Source organism: Streptomyces sp. NRRL B-1140, assembly GCF_001280065.1.
GTDB lineage: Bacteria > Actinomycetota > Actinomycetes > Streptomycetales > Streptomycetaceae > Streptomyces.
Genome location: NZ_LGEA01000091.1, coordinates 254,360 through 272,084, shown reverse-complemented (window position 1 = coordinate 272,084; position 17,725 = coordinate 254,360). Strand labels below are relative to the sequence as shown.

12 protein-coding genes and 1 tRNA gene are annotated in these 17,725 nt (G+C 69.3%); 2 read left to right on the top strand and 11 right to left on the bottom strand.

The features are described from left to right. Nucleotides 1-262 precede the first annotated feature (262 nt). Nucleotides 263-1,732, top strand: a complete 1,470-nt coding sequence (locus ADK65_RS13130; protein WP_053670161.1) for a serine/threonine-protein kinase — start codon at nucleotides 263-265, stop codon at nucleotides 1,730-1,732. Between the two features lie 134 nt (nucleotides 1,733-1,866). Here ADK65_RS13130 and ADK65_RS13125 read toward each other — a convergent pair whose 3' ends face one another. Both ADK65_RS13125 and ADK65_RS39230 read right to left on the bottom strand, forming a co-directional pair. Beyond that, nucleotides 1,867-3,153, bottom strand: a complete 1,287-nt coding sequence (locus ADK65_RS13125; protein WP_053670160.1) for a hypothetical protein — start codon at nucleotides 3,151-3,153, stop codon at nucleotides 1,867-1,869. A 243-nt stretch (nucleotides 3,154-3,396) separates the two neighbouring features. Then, complete coding sequence (locus tag ADK65_RS39230) at nucleotides 3,397-3,525, bottom strand: DLW-39 family protein (RefSeq protein WP_003999697.1); 129 nt, start codon at nucleotides 3,523-3,525, stop codon at nucleotides 3,397-3,399. A 337-nt stretch (nucleotides 3,526-3,862) separates the two neighbouring features. On the opposite strand from ADK65_RS39230, the gene ADK65_RS13120 reads away from it, so the two are divergent. Then, nucleotides 3,863-4,225 (top strand): DUF6344 domain-containing protein, encoded by a 363-nt coding sequence (locus ADK65_RS13120; protein ID WP_053670159.1) that lies wholly within the window; start codon nucleotides 3,863-3,865, stop codon nucleotides 4,223-4,225. Nucleotides 4,226-4,505: 280 nt separating this feature from the next. Here the strand turns inward: ADK65_RS13120 and ADK65_RS13115 are convergent. From ADK65_RS13115 to dnaA, 9 genes are all read right to left on the bottom strand, one after another. Next, nucleotides 4,506-4,582 (bottom strand) — tRNA-Ile (locus ADK65_RS13115). A gap of 112 nt (nucleotides 4,583-4,694) precedes the next feature. Beyond that, nucleotides 4,695-5,489: a DUF3566 domain-containing protein gene (locus ADK65_RS13110; protein ID WP_053670158.1), complete on the bottom strand. Its 795-nt coding sequence runs from the start codon at nucleotides 5,487-5,489 to the stop codon at nucleotides 4,695-4,697. Between the two features lie 19 nt (nucleotides 5,490-5,508). Next, a complete protein-coding gene (gene gyrA, locus ADK65_RS13105) occupies nucleotides 5,509-8,103 on the bottom strand; it encodes a DNA gyrase subunit A (protein ID WP_053670157.1) in 2,595 nt (864 codons plus the stop codon). Between the two features lie 42 nt (nucleotides 8,104-8,145). Then, nucleotides 8,146-10,206, bottom strand: a complete 2,061-nt coding sequence (gene gyrB, locus ADK65_RS13100) for a DNA topoisomerase (ATP-hydrolyzing) subunit B (RefSeq protein WP_199825618.1) — start codon at nucleotides 10,204-10,206, stop codon at nucleotides 8,146-8,148. A 432-nt stretch (nucleotides 10,207-10,638) separates the two neighbouring features. Beyond that, the gene (locus tag ADK65_RS13095) at nucleotides 10,639-11,184 is read right to left on the bottom strand and encodes a DUF721 domain-containing protein (protein WP_053670155.1); all 546 of its coding nucleotides are present in this window, start codon (nucleotides 11,182-11,184) and stop codon (nucleotides 10,639-10,641) included. Beyond that, the gene (gene recF, locus ADK65_RS13090) at nucleotides 11,181-12,302 is read right to left on the bottom strand and encodes a DNA replication/repair protein RecF (RefSeq protein ID WP_053670154.1); all 1,122 of its coding nucleotides are present in this window, start codon (nucleotides 12,300-12,302) and stop codon (nucleotides 11,181-11,183) included. The genes ADK65_RS13095 and recF overlap by 4 nt, the downstream gene beginning before the upstream one ends. A gap of 73 nt (nucleotides 12,303-12,375) precedes the next feature. Further along, nucleotides 12,376-13,251, bottom strand: coding sequence for a phosphogluconate dehydrogenase (NAD(+)-dependent, decarboxylating) (gnd, locus tag ADK65_RS13085; RefSeq protein WP_053670153.1), 876 nt, complete (start codon nucleotides 13,249-13,251; stop codon nucleotides 12,376-12,378). Nucleotides 13,252-13,472: 221 nt separating this feature from the next. Then, nucleotides 13,473-14,603 (bottom strand): DNA polymerase III subunit beta, encoded by a 1,131-nt coding sequence (dnaN, locus tag ADK65_RS13080; protein WP_053670152.1) that lies wholly within the window; start codon nucleotides 14,601-14,603, stop codon nucleotides 13,473-13,475. A gap of 1,001 nt (nucleotides 14,604-15,604) precedes the next feature. Next, nucleotides 15,605-17,680 carry a chromosomal replication initiator protein DnaA gene (gene dnaA / locus ADK65_RS13075; protein WP_078955941.1) on the bottom strand — a complete coding sequence of 692 codons (2,076 nt, stop codon included), beginning with the start codon at nucleotides 17,678-17,680 and terminating at the stop codon, nucleotides 15,605-15,607. Nucleotides 17,681-17,725 lie beyond the last annotated feature (45 nt).

The window sequence follows — 17,725 nt, the reverse complement described above, 5'->3', positions numbered from 1 at the left end:
CACCACCCGGTTGCCGAAGGGGGTTCGGCAGCGGGTGCGGGTGAGGTGACGGGGGACGGGTCGCGGTACGGACGGGCACGAGGGGGCGTGCTCCGTACGGGGGACCGGTCGACGCGAGGGGGACGTATCACTCATCGGGGGAACCGGGGGCTCGGGGGGCAGCGAAGGGCTCGGGGGAGCCGTTTCGCCCGCCGGGGAGTCGTAGGACTCGCCGAAGGGGAAGCAAGGGGGAAAGCCGCAGGGGGAGGAGCGACGTACAGCCATGGGTGAGGTCTTCGCCGGCCGGTACGAATTGGTCGACCCGATCGGACGCGGAGGGGTCGGTGCCGTCTGGCGTGCCTGGGACCACCGCCGCCGCCGCTATGTGGCCGCCAAGGTCCTGCTCCAGAGCGATGCGCACTCACTGCTGCGCTTCGTACGGGAGCAGGCCCTGCGGATCGACCACCCGCATGTACTCGCCCCGACCAGCTGGGCCGCCGACGACGACAAGGTCCTGTTCACCATGGACCTGGTCGCGGGCGGATCACTCGCACACCTCGTCGGGGACTACGGCCCCCTCCCGCCGGCGTTCGTCTGCACCCTGCTCGACCAGTTGCTGTCGGGCCTGTCCGCGGTGCACGCGGAGGGCGTCGTCCATCGTGACGTGAAACCCGCCAATGTGCTGCTGGAGGCCACCGGCACGGGCCGGCCGCGGCTGCGGCTGTCCGACTTCGGCATCGCGATGCGGCTGGGTGAGCCCCGTCTGACGGAGACCAACCTCGTGGTGGGGACCCCTGGTTATCTCGCACCCGAGCAGATGATGGGTGCCGAACCGGATTTTCCCGCCGACCTGTTCGCCGTAGGACTGGTCGCGCTGTATCTGCTGGAGGGCGCCAAGCCGGACAGCAAGGCACTCATCCAGTACTTCGCCGAGCACGGGACGCCCGGCGCACCCAAGGGCATCCCCGAGCCGCTGTGGCAGGTGGTGGCCATGCTGCTCCAGCCGGATCCCGAGGCGCGGTTCCGTACGGCCACGGGGGCGCGCAAGGCACTCGCCGCCGCCGCGGAGCTGCTTCCGGAGCCCGGACCGGACGACGAGCTGATCGAGATCTTCGACCAACTGGGCCCGCTGCCCGGGGGGTTCGCGCCCGAGGGGCCACTGGAGAGAGCGAAGGGGCTGGGGCCGGGGGAGGCGCCGTCCGAGCACTCCGGGACGAGCGGGGAACGTTCTCGGCCCGGGCGGGACGACGGCGGACCGTCGGCCCCGGACGGACAGCACTCCGAGCCCCAGCGGCACCACGCGGAGCCGGTGCCGTCCGACCCGCGCCACACCGCCGGGCCGGCCCGGCCGCCCTCCATGTCGGACACCGGCAGCTTCCATCTGCCGCCGCCACAGCCCACCGTCACCTCATCCTCCGCGGCCGGACCGTCCCAGCCCTCCCCGGTCCACGCCCCGCACCAGCCGGTGTCCGTCTCCCCTTCCGACCCCACGCACCGCCTGTCGTCCGCACAGCCACTCCCCCCGGTGTACTCCGGCCCTCCGCTGCCCCCTGCGGAGCACTACCGAACGGACGCCTCCACAGCCTCGTACACCACCCCGACACCGAGCGCCCCGCCGGGCGGTCAGGCGCCGTCACGGCATCGGGCACACCGGCCCTCCCGCCCGGGGCCCCCGGCCAAGGTGACGGTCCCGCTGCTGCTCCTCGCGCTGGCCTGCTACGCCGTGGGCTTCTGGGCGCTGACCCGCATCTGAGCGAGCGGCTGCGCCGGCCGCGTCAAGGTGATCGGGGTGGGCTGATGCCCGTCTGAGCGGTCAGGCAGCAATGCCCCCGCTTCATGGGCGATCGGGCAGCAGAGGGTCCGGGGCCCGCCGTGCTTCCCTTGCGCTTACGCGGCAGTCCTGCGCCGGGCCAGAAGGCTCCACACCCCGAGCCCCACGAGCAGTGCGCTCCCGGTGCCGATGCCGCCCACGGCGAGTGCCCTCATGGCGGTGTCACCGCTCGCGGCCACGCCCTCCACGGCCGCTTCCCGGTCCTGCTCCGAGACCTCGAAGACGCCCTCGGGCACGGACTCCCCCGCGTACTCGGGGCCGCCGCGCGGCTCCCCGCTCACCGTCACCCGCAGCGTCATCTTGAACGGCCCGTCGCCGAAGGTGTCGGCGACGCCCTCCGAGAGGTGGGCGACGAGGTAGTAGGAGCCGGCGAAGCGCATCGCGCTCACCTGCGAGGTGGCGGAGTAGCGGTTGGCGTGGCCGACCGGTGGCAGGGGAGGCAGGCTCCCGGACCTCTGGCCGCCGGTGTAGCCGACGCCGACGTCGGCGACGTCGCCGCGCGCGGGGTTGTAGAGGGTCAGGTCCAGCGCGTCGGCCGTGTAGCCGGTGGCGCCGGTTTCCGAGCTGCCGAGGTCCGCGGTGACGGAGAGCTGCTGTCCCCAGTCGACCGGTACCGCGTAGAAGAGGGTCTGGCCGGGCCGGATGTCGTCACGCCAGACTCCCTGGCCGAGGGGGGTCGCCCCGGTGAAGCCCGCGCCGCCCTCGCGGTGCCGGGCATCGCCCTGGAGCGGCTGGGGCGTGGCGGAGTTCCACACCTCGGGTGCGCCAGTGGCCCCGGTCCTGGCCGTCCTCGGTTCCGTCATGGCGACGAGTTCCAGGTCCCACGCGTCCGGTGAGGAGCCCTCGCCCTGTGGATCGACGCGTTCGACGGACACGTAGTACGCGCCGGGTTTTCTGCACAGCGGCCGGTTGGGCGAGATCTCGCGCATGCCCCAGGCCGCGACGGGGTGGGGGCTGCGAGCGGCCCCGAAGTTGGTGTTGTCGTCGGAGCAGGTGTTGCCCTCGGCGTCCTGCACGGTCACCTTGACCCCGTCGATGACGGAGACGGTGCTGTCGGGGGAGGGGACGGCGGTGACGGAGACGTACGCGTTGGACGTGGCGTCGAGGTCGAGGCGGTAGTTGACCTTGCCGTGGCCCGGCAGGGAGCTCTTGTAGACCTCGCCGGGCTTCAGGGGTGCGGCGTCCCCGGTACTCCTCGCTCCCTGGACGCGCAGCGCGCCGTCAGCGAAGGCGTACGGGCTCGGCGTGCCGGAGGCCTGATCCGTGGCAGCGGAGGCCTGTCCCGGCACCATGGCCGCTGTCGTCCCCAGGACCACGGCCGCTGCGCCGACGCGCACGGCCACAGCCGGACGGTCGCGCCACGTCCCCGCGCACCGCCTCCACGCCGTACGGCACCGTCCCCTCACGCGCCACCCCTCACCGTCGCCCGGACCGCTCACTGTCCACGGGCCGCTCACTGTCCACGGACCGCCATGCCGTGATCTGTGGCCCATCCTGCCGCGCCGGGCGGCTTCACGACCGGCCCTCGGCACACAAAACCCCGACCGCGAAGCGGCCGGGGTGTGCTCGGTCTGGGTTGTCGTGACTCACGAACCCGTGGGAACGGAGTCAGTCGCCTCCGTCCACAGATCCTGCTCGGCGCGATCCGCCTGGATCTGGCGGTACACGAGGAGCCCGCCGATGGCGGCCAGTGCGACCAGGAGAAGCTTCTTCACCGCGCGACCTCGTCTTTCCTTGACGTAGGGGACCTCTGGCGCCCGACTATACACACCGGCCGATACCGATCGGTGACCTGAGTCGGCACTCAACTCCCCTCCCGGGAACAGGGATAGAAGCGGAGTGCACCGCTCCGATCGGAAGGTGATCACACCCCGACGGACGGCCACTTTGCCCCTTCTTCGTCACTCTTCACACCTTTTCGCCCTCCTTGGGCCCATCCGGGTGGTGTTCATCGGAACATCGACGCGCCACGGGCGGAGGTCCACCACTTCCCGACCCACATACACATGATGAGGAAAGTACGCAAATCGCCCGACCCGAAAGTGAGGGGCCATGGCCCGGAACAAGGTCATGAAGCTGTGGACCACCATCGTCACCGCCTTCCTCGCGCTGTGCACGACACTCGGACTCATCACCACGACCGCTGCGGCGGCCGTACCGCAGACCGAGCAGAAGAGCAACAGCAACCGCGCGAGCATCCCGCAGCAGCGGACGGCGGCATCGACGACGTTTTCCCGGTCCTCTCCAAGGGCTCTGCCCCCCACGATGAAGCAGCGCATCCGCGCCGAGGCCCACGGCAAGACCCCCCGCTGCCGGCACCGCTCACCCGCGGACACGGCGACGTCCCCCGGCACCGACTGCAACGACGAGGACCCCGACCCCGGGGCGAACCGTCTGACGCCTCTCCAGCGCTGAATCCCCGGAACAACACCCAAGCGATCTGCGTACCAGGCCCGGCAGCTCGGCAGAGCGGCCGGGCTTACGCATGTCCTGACTCCGGGCCCCTGGTGTCAGGACATGCCCAGTGGCCGCCCGGCTCGGCGCCGCACCCCGCTGCGCACGGCCCGAGGGTGCACCCGAGGTGGCTGATGCGATCCTCCGGCACAGCCGGACCAACTTGACCATGGGCATTTCGGCCGACGCCGGCCAGGAAAGTCAAAGACCCCCAGCCGCTACCGACTGGGGGTCTTTTCGCTGGTGGGGCTAACAGGATTTGAACCTGTGGCCTCATCCTTATCAGGGATGCGCTCTAACCAACTGAGCTATAGCCCCGCCGCGCTTTGCGGGATGTGTCCCGCGCGCTGACTCCTGAAGATTAGCGCACGACATGGGAAGTCCCAAAATCGGTTGTCGGGCCACCGTCAGGGCGACGACGGAGGTGCCGTCACTCGTCCTCCGCGAGCGTCAGCTCCACGCCGCCCACGAAGCCCGCGGACAGGTTGTAGATGAACGCGCCGAGCGTCGCGAGGGCGGTCGCCAGGACCACGTCGATGACCGCGATGACCGACGTGAACATCAGGACGTTGGGCAGCGACAGGAAGGCCTGCAGGTCGAAGCCGTTGGACTCGTTCGACCCTGTGGCCTCGGAGATCGTGCCGCCGACCGTCGAGAAGACGCCCATCGCGTCCATGACCATCCACAGCACGGCGGCCGCGACGATCGTGCAGATGCCCAGGGCGATGGAGAGCAGGAAGCTCACCTTCATCACCGACCATGGATCGGCCTTCGCCACCCGCAGCCGCGCCTTGCGGACGCGCGGAGTGGTACCCACCCCCGTGCGGGGACGCCGCGCGGCAGCGGGACCGGCTCCGGCCTCCGCCTGCTGCGCCGGGTAGGCCTGCGGCGGGTGGTACGGCCCGGCCTGCTGCTTCGTCTGCCGCTCCCCGGGCAGGGGCGAGGCCGTGCCCGGCTCCTGCGCGGCCGGCTGCGGCTGCGCGCCGGAGGCGGACGAACCCGCACCGCCCTTGGCCTGCTTGGTCTGCGGACCTCGGGTGTCCGTCACAGTTCCCCCCTGTGATCCCTGCGCGTCGGGCGACGGCTCGTCCTTGGCCGGGGACTTGATCGCCTTCAGGTTGGTCGTGTGCGGGTCCGCCGCACGCGCGGCGGAGCCACGGCCGCCGTCGTCCGCTTCCGTACCCCTCGGGGTTCCGGCCGGTCCGGCGCCCGTGGCTCCGCTCACGCTGACTCACTCCTCGTGCCTACTCGGCCGAGGGCGCCTCACCCTCGTCCGTGCCGGTGGTCACGGCGTCCTCGGCGGTTTCGTCGACGACCACATCGCCGTCGACCTCCTCCGCCTCGCGCCCCGCCTCGGCGTTGCGAGCGATGCCCACGACGGCATCGCGCTTGCCCAGATTGATCAGTTGGACGCCCATGGTGTCACGGCCGGTTTCCCTGATCTCGTTGACCCGCGTACGAATCACACCGCCCGACAGCGTGATGGCGAGGATCTCGTCGGTCTCCTCGACCACCAGCGCGCCGACGAGGGACCCACGGTCCTCGACGATCTTGGCGGCCTTGATGCCGAGGCCGCCGCGACCCTGGACGCGGTACTCGTCGACGTTGGTCCGCTTCGCGTACCCGCCGTCTGTGGCAGTGAACACGAACGTACCGGGTCGAACAACATTCATCGAGAGCAGCTCGTCGCCTTCGCGGAAGCTCATGCCCTTGACGCCCGAGGTGGCACGGCCCATGGGCCGCAGGGTTTCGTCCGACGCGGTGAACCTGATCGACTGCGCCTTCTTGCTGATCAGAAGCAGATCGTCGTCCGACGAGACCAGTTCGGCACCGATCAGTTCGTCGTCCGAACCGTCCTGACCCTCGCGAAGGTTGATGGCGATCACACCGCCGGAACGGGGCGAATCGTAATCCTTCAGAGGCGTCTTCTTCACAAGTCCGGCCTTGGTGGCGAGCACGAGGTAGGGAACCGCCTCGTAGTCGCGGATCGCCAGGATCTCGGCGATCGCCTCGTCCGGCTGGAAGGCGAGCAGGTTCGCGACGTGCTGACCGCGCGCGTCCCGGCCGGCGTCCGGCAGCTCGTAGCCCTTGACCCGGTAGACGCGGCCCTTGTTGGTGAAGAACAGCAGCCAGTGGTGCGTGGTGGACACGAAGAAGTGGTCGACGATGTCGTCTTCCTTGAGCTTCGCGCCGCGCACGCCCTTGCCGCCGCGCTTCTGGGCGCGGTAGTCGTCGGTCTTGGTGCGCTTGATGTAGCCGCCCCGGGTGACCGTGACGACGATGTCCTCCTCGGCGATCAGGTCCTCGATGGACATGTCGCCCTCGTAGGGGATGAGCGTCGTCTTGCGGTCGTCGCCGTACTTCTCGACGATCGCGGCCAGCTCGGCGCTGACGATGCCGCGCTGGCGGGCCGGGGAGGCCAGGATCTCGTTGTACTCGTTGATCTTCGCCTGGAGCTCGTCGTGCTCCTGGACGATCTTCTGGCGCTCCAGGGCGGCCAGTCGGCGCAGCTGCATCTCGAGAATGGCGTTGGCCTGGATCTCGTCGATCTCCAGCAGGCTCATCAGGCCGCCGCGGGCGATCTCGACGGTGTCGCTGCGCCGGATCAGCGCGATGACCTCGTCGATGGCGTCCAGGGCCTTCAGCAGACCGCGCAGGATGTGCGCCCGCTCCTCGGCCTTGCGCAGCCGGAAGCGCGTACGGCGGACGATGACCTCGATCTGGTGCGTCACCCAGTGGCGGATGAACGCGTCCAGCGACAGCGTGCGCGGTACGCCGTCCACCAGCGCCAGCATGTTGGCGCCGAAGTTCGTCTGCAGGTCGGTGTGCTTGTAGAGGTTGTTCAGCACGACCTTGGCGACCGCGTCCCGCTTCAGCACGATGACCAGGCGCTGGCCCGTGCGCGAGGAGGTCTCGTCACGGACGTCCGCGATGCCGCCGATCTTGCCGTCCTTGACCAGGTCGGCGATCTTCTGGGCGAGGTTGTCCGGGTTGACCTGGTAGGGCAGCTCGGTGACCACCAGGCACTGGCGGTTCTGGATCTCCTCGACCTCGACGACCGCGCGCATCGTGATGGAGCCGCGGCCGGTGCGGTACGCCTCCTCGATGCCCCGGCGGCCGACGACGAGCGCGCCGGTCGGGAAGTCCGGGCCCTTGATGCGCTCGATGAGCGCGTCCAGCAGCTCCTCGTGGGAGGCCTCGGGGTTCTCCAGGTACCACTGGGCGCCGGCGGCGACCTCGCGCAGGTTGTGCGGCGGGATGTTGGTCGCCATGCCGACCGCGATACCGGCCGAGCCGTTGATCAGCAGGTTCGGGAAGCGGGCCGGCAGGACGGTCGGCTCCTGGGAGCGGCCGTCGTAGTTGTCCGTGAAGTCGACGGTCTCCTCGTCGATGTCGCGGACCATCTCCATCGACAGCGGCGCCATCTTGCACTCGGTGTACCGCATGGCCGCGGCCGGGTCGTTGCCCGGGGAGCCGAAGTTGCCGTTGGAGTCGACGAGCGGCATGCGCATCGACCAGGGCTGGGCGAGGCGCACGAGGGCGTCGTAGATGGAGGAGTCGCCGTGCGGGTGGTAGTTGCCCATGACGTCGCCGACGACGCGGGCGCACTTGTAGAAGCCGCGCTCGGGGCGGTAACCGCCGTCGTACATGGCGTACAGCACACGGCGGTGGACGGGCTTGAGGCCGTCGCGGACGTCCGGCAGCGCACGCGAGACGATGACGGACATCGCGTAGTCGAGGTACGAGCGCTGCATCTCCGTCTCGAGCCCGACGGGCTCGACGCGCATGGCCAAGGCGTCACCCTCGGGCGTCGTCACGGGAGTGTTCTCGTCGGTCATTGCTGGTGAAAATCCTTCCGGGTGCGGTCAGCTGAGACCGACTCAGATGTCGAGGAAGCGGACGTCCTTGGCGTTGCGCTGGATGAACGCGCGGCGGGCCTCGACGTCTTCGCCCATGAGGACCGAGAACAGGTCGTCGGCCTGGGCGGCGTCGTCCAGGGTGACCTGGCCGAGAACGCGGTGCTCCTGGTCCATGGTCGTGATGCGCAGCTCCTCGGCGTTCATCTCACCGAGACCCTTGAACCGCTGGACCGAGTCTTCGCGGATGCGCTTGCCGGCGTTGCGGCCCATCTCGATCAGGGCGTCGCGCTCGCGGTCGGAGTAGGCGTACTCGAAGTCGTCCTTGCCCCACTTGATCTTGTAGAGCGGCGGGCGGGAGAGGTACACGTGCCCGGCCTCGACCAAGGGCCGCATGAAGCGGAACAGGAAGGTCAGCAGCAGGGTGTTGATGTGCTGGCCGTCGACGTCGGCGTCCGCCATCAGGATGATCTTGTGATAGCGGAGCTTCTCGATGTCGAAGTCCTCGTGCACACCCGTGCCGAACGCGGAGATCATCGCCTGGATCTCCTGGTTCTGCAGGATGCGGTCGATGCGCGCCTTCTCGACGTTGAGGATCTTGCCGCGGATCGGGAGGATCGCCTGGTACTGCGGGTTGCGGCCGGACTTGGCCGAGCCGCCGGCGGAGTCACCCTCGACGATGAAGATCTCGCACTTCTGCGGGTCGTTCGACTGGCAGTCGGAGAGCTTGCCCGGCAGGGACGCCGTCTCCAGCAGACCCTTGCGGCGGGTGAGGTCGCGGGCCTTGCGGGCCGCCACGCGCGCGGTGGCCGCCGCGATGCCCTTGCGGATGATGTCCGCGGCCTCGTTGGGGTTGCGGTCCAGCCAGTCCGTGAGGTGCTCGTAGACGACCCGCTGCACGAAGGTCTTGACCTCGGTGTTGCCCAGCTTGGTCTTCGTCTGGCCCTCGAACTGGGGCTCGCTCAGCTTGACCGAGATGATCGCCGTCAGACCCTCGCGGATGTCGTCACCCGTGAGGTTGTCGTCCTTCTCGCGCAGCAGCCGCTTGTCGCGCGCGTACTTGTTGATCAGCGAGGTCAGCGCGGCGCGGAAACCCTCTTCGTGCGTACCGCCCTCGTGCGTGTGGATGATGTTGGCGAACGAGTACACGCCCTCGCTGTAGCCGCCGTTCCACTGCATCGCGAGTTCGAGGGACAGGCTCCGGTCCTTGTCCTCCGCCTCGAGGTCGATGACGGTGGGGTGCACCAGGTCTCCCTTGCGGGAGTTGAGGTACTTCACGAAGTCGACGATGCCGCCCTCGTAGTGGTACGAGACGCTCTTGACCTCGTGCTTCTCGTCCTCGCCCGCCTCGTCCGCGCCGGCCGTGGCCTTCGCCGACTCGCGCTCGTCGGTGAGGTTGATTCGCAGACCCTTGTTGAGGAACGCCATCTCCTGGAAGCGCCGCGACAGCGTCTCGAAGGAGTAGTCGGTGGTCTCGAAGATGTCCGGGTCGGCCCAGAAGGTGACCGAGGTGCCGTGCTCGTCCGTGGCCTCGTGCTGGGCGAGCGGGGCCGTCGGGACGCCCAACTTGTAGTCCTGGGTCCAGCGGTAGCCGTCGGTCTTGATCTCGACGGACACCTTGGTAGACAGGGCGTTCACCACGGAGACACCCACACCGTGCAGACCGCCGGAGACCGCGTAGCCGCCGCCGCCGAACTTTCCGCCCGCGTGCAGCACCGTCAGCACGACCTCGACGGCCGGCTTGCCCTCGGACGGGACGATGCCGACCGGGATGCCACGGCCGTTGTCGACGACGCGCACGCCGCCGTCGGAGAGGATCGTGACGTCGATCGTGTCCGCGTGACCGGCCAGGGCCTCGTCGACGGAGTTGTCGACGACCTCCTGCACCAGGTGGTGCAGGCCGCGCTCACCGGTCGAGCCGATGTACATGCCGGGTCGCTTGCGGACGGCGTCCAGACCCTCGAGGACGGTGATGGCACTGGCGTCGTACGAGGCGGTGACCTCGCTGTGGGAGGTGATCGCCTCGCTGCTCACGCCTTCGTCGGTGGACGGGATGTTCTCGTTGGGGTTGCCGGAATCGGCCACGAAGCGCCCTTTCTGGCACAGCACGAGCCAGGCTCGTCGGCGGGTTGCCGGAGCGGCTGCGGCATGTTGCGTTGGTAAGCCTTGATCAGCGTTGCTCAGCTTGTCCCGGACGGTCCCCAGCGAGTGGGGCGGGATTGCTTCCAGTCTACCGGTAGCACTGACACTGATGGGGGTTTGCCGGTACCTGAGTCCGCATGTGCCGCCCTCGACGGGTCTTGCCCGACTCCCGATATGCGGAAGGGGGCTCCAAGAGGCTCACGGCGGCACTCAGCGCTTCCGGCCGTCAACCCTTGGCTACTTCGGAGTCAGGTCATGATTCGCAACCGTGTGCGGACACGCGACAGGGGGGCTTCCGGTACCCCGAGAGAGCCACCGAAAGCCCTTGATGTGATGTCAGTCACGTACTGTCGACAGGTGGGAAACCGGTGCCGATCAGCCGTAGGTGTCGCCCGGACCGGTACTGCCGGGAGCGCGCAACGGGCCGTAACCGCGAGCGGGTCCGCCGGGGCCCTGCACCTTGATCAGCTTCACCCGGCCGTGGCCCAGATCCTCGTTCAGACGCGCGACCAGTGTGGGCGCGAGCAGCCGGAGGTTCGTCGCCCAGGCCGTCGAGTCGCAGCGCACGATCAGCACCCGCTCGTCCTCGTCGTACTTCTCCGGCACACAGTGCTTGGCCACGTCCTCGCCCACGATCTGAGGCCAGCGGCCCATCACACCGCCCACGGCGGCCGGCGCTTCCCAGCCCCGTTCGGTGATCAGCCGGTTGATCGCGGAGCCGAGCGCCATGGGGTCGCGTCCGTCCGCGCGCGCGCCGGAGCGCAGACCGCCGCGGCGCGCCTGCTTCTTCTGCTGCGCCGCGTCCCCCCGCGCGCGTGCGGCTTCCTTGGCCGCACGCAGCGCCACCCGCGCGAGGTCGACACCGGAGGGCTCGGGGGGCCGGGAGGACCCGGATGCGTCCCCGGATGTGTTCTCCGTCATACCCGCTCCACCGCCCCCTCGGAGACGGCGAACCGCGCCCCGGACAGCACATGCGGTACGTCGTCGTCGACCGCGGCCGTCACCAGGACCTGCTCGCCCTCCGCGACCAGTTCGGCCAGACGCTCACGGCGACGGGTGTCCAGCTCGGCGAAGACGTCGTCGAGCACCAGCACCGGCTCGTTGCCCTCCGCTCTGAGCAGGTCGTACGAGGCCAGGCGCAACGCCAGCGCATAGGACCAGGACTCGCCGTGGGAGGCGTAGCCCTTGGCCGGGAGCTGGCCGAGCTTGAGCTGCAGATCGTCCCGGTGCGGGCCGACCAGGGTGACACCGCGCTCGATCTCCTGCTTGCGGGCCTCGGCGAGCGCCGCCATCAGCTGCTCGAAGAGGTCCTCACGGGTGTGCGCCTCGCCGGGCGCGGACGGCTTGTACTCCAGCGCGATCGGGCCGCCGCCGGGCGCGAGTTGCTCGTAGGCCTTGTCGGCCAGCGGCTGGATCGTCGCGATCAGATCCAGCCGCTGGGCGAGCAACTCGGCCCCCGCGCGCGCGAGATGCTGGTCCCACACGTCCAGCGTGGACATGTCCATCGTGCGGCCGCCGTGCCTGCGGGCCAGCGCGGCCGACTTCAGCAGGGTGTTGCGCTGCTTGAGGACCCGGTCGTAGTCGGAGCGGACCCCGGCCATCCGCGGGGACCGCGCGGTGATCAGCTCGTCGAGGAGACGGCGCCGCTCACCGGGGTCACCCTTGACCAGCGCGAGATCCTCGGGCGCGAACAGCACGGTCCGCACGATCCCCAGCACGTCACGCGGCCTGACCTGCGAGGACCTGTTGACACGGGCACGGTTGGCGCGCCCCGGATTGAGCTCCAGCTCGACCAGCTGCTGCCGTTCGCCCTGCCGGACCTGGGCCCGGATGATCGCGCGCTCGGCGCCCATGCGGACCAGGGGGGCGTCGGAGGAGACCCGGTGGCTGCCGAGGGTGGCGAGATAGCCGACGGCCTCGACGAGGTTGGTCTTGCCCTGTCCGTTCGGCCCGACGAAGGCCGTCACCCCGGGGTCGAGCGGGACCTCGACCCGGGGGTAGGAGCGGAAGTCGGCCAGCGACAGATGCGTGACGTGCATGGTCGTTTCGCCGACCTCCCCGGACGGTTGTGGACTGCCATGCAGCCCTGTGGACTACTACTTCTCGTCTGAGCTACTTCTTCTCGACCGCGTGACCGCCGAACTGGTTCCGCAGCGCCGCGATCATCTTCATCTGGGGCGAGTCCTCCTGGCGGGAGGCGAACCGCGCGAACAGCGACGCGGTGATCGCCGGCAGCGGCACCGCGTTGTCGATGGCGGCCTCCACGGTCCAGCGTCCCTCGCCGGAGTCCTGCGCATAACCCCGCAGCTCGTCCAGGTGCTCGTCCTCGTCGAGCGCGTCGACCGCGAGGTCGAGCAGCCAGGAGCGGATGACCGTGCCCTCCTGCCAGGAGCGGAAGACCTCCCGGACGTCGGTCACGGAGTCGACCTTCTCCAGGAGCTCCCAGCCCTCGGCGTAAGCCTGCATCATCGCGTACTCGATGCCGTTGTGGACCATCTTCGCGAAGTGGCCCGCACCGACCTTGCCGGCGTGCACCGAGCCGGAGTCGCCCTCCGGCTTGAGGGCGTCGAAGACCGGCTGCACCTTGGCGACGTTCTCCTTGTCGCCGCCGTACATCAGCGCGTAGCCGTTCGCCAGGCCCCAGACGCCGCCGGAGACACCGCAGTCGACGAAACCGATGCCCTTGGCCGCCAGCTCCTCGGCGTGCTTGACGTCGTCGGTCCAGCGGGAGTTACCGCCGTCCACGACGACGTCGCCCGGCTCCAGCAGCTCCGCGAGCCGGTCGATCGTGGTCTGCGTGGCCTCGCCCGCGGGGACCATCACCCAGATCACGCGCGGCCCGCTGAGCTTGCCCACAAGCTCTTCCAGGCTGTGGACATCGGCGAGGTCCGGGTTGCGGTCGTATCCGAGGACGGTGTGACCTGCGCGGCGGATCCGCTCGCGCATGTTGCCGCCCATCTTGCCGAGGCCGACGAGACCGAGCTCCATCAGTTGTTTTCCTTAGGTTCTGCGACGTGGCGTGGCGGCACGGACGTACCGCCAGGCACTTTCGTACCCACGTCCGACCCTAAACCCGGACGCTCGCGCACATCTGTGGGCATACGCGCTCAGTCGTACGCCCTCACCTGCGGGTTTGCCGTCAACCTGTGTCCTCAGCCTGTGGACGGCCGCCGGTGATCCCCGGCCTGACTCCGGGCCGCGGGGGCAGGTCAGCCGCTGAGGCGGACCGGCATGATCAGGTACTTGTAGGCGTCGTCCGCCTCGGCGTCCACCGCCGGCTTGCCGCTGAGCAGCGCGGGCTTGGTGGACGTCGTGAACGACAGCTGGGCCACCGGGGAGTCGATGGCGCTCAGGCCGTCCAGCAGGAACGTCGGGTTGAAGGCGATCGAGATGTCGTCGCCCTCGAGCTGTGCGTCCACCCTTTCCACAGCCTGTGCGTCGTCGCTGGAACCGGCTTCCAGGATGAGCACGCCCTGCTCGAAGCTGAGCCGCACCGGGGTGTTGCGCTCGGCGACCAGGGCCACGCGCTTGACAGCCTCCACGAAGGGGGCGGTCTCGATGACGGCGACGCTGTTGAACTCCGTCGGGAACAGCGTGCGGTACTTCGGGAGGTCGCCCTCGAGCAGGCGGGTCGTCGTCCGGCGGCCGGCGCCCTCGAAGCCGATCAGGCCCTCGCCGGAGCCCGAGCCGGACAGCGCCAGGATCACCTGGTCGCCACTGGTCAGAGCCTTGGCGGTGTCCAGGAGCGTCTTGGCGGGCACCAGGGCGACCGCGGAGGCCTCCGGGTTCTCCGGCTTCCACAGGAACTCGCGGACCGCGAAGCGGTAGCGGTCGGTGGACGCCAGCGTGACGGTGTCGCCCTCGATCTCGATGCGCACACCGGTGAGGACGGGCAGCGTGTCGTCACGGCCGGCCGCGATGGCGACCTGGGCGGCGGCCGAGGCGAAGACCTCGCCGGGGACCGTGCCCGTCGCGTTCGGCATCTGGGGCAGGGCCGGGTACTCCTCCACAGGCAGGGTGTGGAGTGTGAACCGGGACGAGCCGCAGACCACGGTCGCCCGTACACCGTCTGTGGAGATCTCCACCGGGCGGTTGGGCAGCGCGCGGCAGATGTCGGCGAGCAGGCGGCCGGAGACCAGGACCGTGCCCTCCTCCTCGACCTCGGCCTCCACGGAGACCCGCGCGGAGACCTCGTAGTCGAAGCCGGACAGGCTCAGCTGGCCTTCCTCGGCCTTCAGCAGGAGGCCGGCGAGGACAGGCGCCGGCGGACGGGCCGGGAGGCTGCGTGCCGCCCAGGCCACTGCCTCCGCGAGTACGTCGCGTTCCACCCGGATCTTCACTGTTGCCGCCTCCTGCTGTTGCCGGCGCTTCTCGCTCTGCCTGGCCCTCGTCGTCTGTCTCGGTGCCGTAGGTCCCTGAGAGGGGGAGGACACCGGGGACCAGTCTGACGCACGGCACTGACAGTAGGTGCCTCTCGGGGTCAAGTCGTGACGAGGGGCGGTCGGGCACCGAAGAGCGAGTTGTGCACAGGGCCCCCTTCGAAACGGATTCCCAGCTCTCTCTAGTCGGGAGTAGTAGTAGGGCCTGTGGATACCGTGGATAACCCTGTTTTCCCAGCTCAGGGCGCGAATTTTGTCCACCGGGCCTGTGGGTGGAGGCAGTGGACAACCGGGTGCATCTGTGGAGAACAGAAAGTTCTGCACACGCCGTGCACAGGGGGAGGCGAGTTCTCCCCAGCGCCATCCCCAGCTTTACCCACCTTTCCCACAGCCCAACCCGGCACCTTTGTGTGACGCCTTTCACTCGACCCGGTGAGGAGGCGCGTCGTGTTGCCGAACAGTGGACAGGCATGTGGAGAAGCAGCCGATCGCTGGGGACAACCTCCCCCAGCCTGTGGGCAGCCGGTGGACAACTCGGTGCACAGCCTGTGGATCATCTCGTCGTCCACAGTCTGTGGAGATCCTTCGTCCACCAATCCACAAGCACCTGAGCTGGTCTGATGGTCTTTCGACAAGAGCCTCTGTGGACACGATCTGGACAACTCCCCGGTCCCCAGGATGTGGACGGCAGAAAGTCGCCGAATCTGTGGAGGGAGGCCGTAACCCGGCGCCTAATCGAACAGCGGGTTGCGGGCGGGTGGCTGGGGGCAGAGGCCGGAGCTTCGCACCAGCCGGGTTTTTGCGGGCGTGGAGGGGCTCAGGAGTCCTGGGAGGGGCTGCTGCCGCGCCCGTCCGTGCCGCCCCAGCGGATCCCGGGTGTGAGACGCCCGGAGGATCCCGGGTATGAGAAAGGCGCCCCATGGAGCCTCAGGGGCGCCTTCCGCGGCGTACCGCCGTCGCCGTCAGCCGTTCTTGATGCGGTTGGTCAGCTCCGTGACCTGGTTGTAGATGGAGCGACGCTCGGCCATCAGATTGCGGATCTTGCGGTCCGCGTGCATGACCGTGGTGTGGTCGCGACCGCCGAACAGCGCGCCGATCTTGGGCAGTGAGAGGTCCGTCAGCTCACGGCACAGATACATGGCGATCTGCCGGGCGGTGACGAGGGCGCGGCCGCGGGAGGTGCCGCACAGGTCCTCGACGGTCAGCCCGAAGTAGTCGGCCGTCGCGCCCATGATGGCCGTCGAGGTGATCTCGGGGGCCGAGTCCTCGCCCCCGGGGATGAGGTCCTTCAGGACGATCTCCGTCAGCCCCAGGTCCACCGGCTGCCGGTTGAGCGAGGCGAACGCCGTGACGCGGATCAGCGCACCTTCCAGCTCGCGGATGTTCCGCGAGATCCGGGACGCGATGAACTCCAGGACCTCCGGCGGTGCGTTGAGCTGCTCCTGTACGGCCTTCTTGCGGAGGATCGCGATCCGCGTCTCCAGCTCGGGCGGCTGGACGTCCGTGATCAGTCCCCACTCGAAACGGTTCCGCAGCCGGTCCTCCAGGGTCACCAGCTGCTTCGGCGGCCGGTCGGAGGACAGCACGATCTGCTTGTTGGCGTTGTGCAGCGTGTTGAAGGTGTGGAAGAACTCCTCCTGCGTCGACTCCTTGTCCGCGAGGAACTGGATGTCGTCGACCAGCAGGATGTCCATCTCCCGGTACCGCTTGCGGAAGCTGTCGCCCTTGCCGTCGCGGATGGAGTTGATGAACTCGTTGGTGAACTCCTCCGAGCTCACGTACCGCACGCGCGTGCCCGGGTAGAGGCTGCGTGCGTAGTGCCCGATCGCGTGCAGCAGGTGGGTCTTGCCGAGTCCGGACTCCCCGTAGATGAACAAGGGGTTGTACGCCTTCGCCGGTGCCTCGGCCACAGCGACCGCGGCCGCGTGCGCGAAGCGGTTGGAGGCGCCGATGACGAAGGTGTCGAAGAGGTACTTCGGGTTCAGGCGGGCGGTCGGTTCACCCGGGCCGGTCGCCGGTGCCGGCTGCGCGGCCAGGGGGCCGGGCGCGCCGGTCGTCGGCAGGTTCGGGCCGACCGGTCCGCCCCGGTGCACGTGGCCCGAACCGGCGGGCGGGTCGGGCAGCTCCCGGCGCACCGCGTCGCGCTGGTCGTACTCGCCGCGTGGCGTGTCGTATTCGGAGCGCGGCTGCTCGTAGGAGGGGCGCTCCATGGGCTGCGGGCGGTAGTCCTGGGACGGGGAGCCGTAGGAGTCCTGGGCCGGCGGGCCGTAGGAGTCCTTGGACCCCTTGGATCCGTACGCGTCCTGGGAGCCGGAGCCGGAGCCGTAGGGGGCCTGGGGGGTGTACGAGTCCTGGTGGCCGTACGAATCCTGGCCCGGTGTCGCGTACGGGTCGCGCTCCGATGTCGCGTACGGGTCGCGCTCCGGGAAGCCGAGGCGCTGCTGCTGCCAGCCGTAGTCCTCCTGCTGCGAAGGCCGCGGCCAAGCGCCGGGCTCGGGGCGCTGGTACTCGGACGGATAGGCGGGGCGGGCGGTCGGAAGCTGGTCTGCGCGCGTAGGCGGAAGCTGGTCGCCCGCAGGTCCGGGCGCCTGGTCGGCGCGGTGGCGGCCGTAACCCTCGTATCCGTCGCGGTCCTGGCGGTCGTATCCGTCGCGCTCGGGGCGGTCGTAGCCGTCGCGGTCCTGGCGTGCGGAGGGGAGCTCGGGCTCCTCGTAGCGCTGCTGGGAGCGGGCCGGGGGCGCCGCTGGGGCGGGTGGCTCGCCCGCGGAGTCGTCGACGGTGATCGCGATCCGGATCGGGCGACCGCACTCGCGGCTCAGCGTCTCGCTGACGATCGGTGCCAGCCGGCCCTCCAGTACGCCTTTCGCGAATTCGTTCGGTACGGCGAGCAGGGCGGTGTCCGCGACCAGCGCGAGCGGCTGACAGCGCCGGATCCAGTGCTCGTCCTTCACTTCGACACCCTGGCCGCGGCCCTCCCCGAGGAGCTGCTCCAATACGCGTGGCCACACTGCGGCAAGATCGGCAGGTACGTCAGCCACAGGGCACGCTCTCTCGCAGGTCCCACGAACGTGTGGTTCTGGGAC

Excerpts from the sequence above, each read along its gene's own strand:
- gyrA (WP_053670157.1), bottom strand. The coding sequence starts at position 8,103 with ATGACCGACGAGAACACTCCCGTGACGACGCCCGAGGGTGACGCCTTG.
- ADK65_RS13130 (WP_053670161.1), top strand. The coding sequence starts at position 263 with ATGGGTGAGGTCTTCGCCGGCCGGTACGAATTGGTCGACCCGATCGGA.
- ADK65_RS13095 (WP_053670155.1), bottom strand. The coding sequence starts at position 11,184 with ATGACGGAGAACACATCCGGGGACGCATCCGGGTCCTCCCGGCCCCCC.
- ADK65_RS13120 (WP_053670159.1), top strand. The coding sequence starts at position 3,863 with ATGGCCCGGAACAAGGTCATGAAGCTGTGGACCACCATCGTCACCGCC.
- gnd (WP_053670153.1), bottom strand. The coding sequence starts at position 13,251 with ATGGAGCTCGGTCTCGTCGGCCTCGGCAAGATGGGCGGCAACATGCGC.
- recF (WP_053670154.1), bottom strand. The coding sequence starts at position 12,302 with ATGCACGTCACGCATCTGTCGCTGGCCGACTTCCGCTCCTACCCCCGG.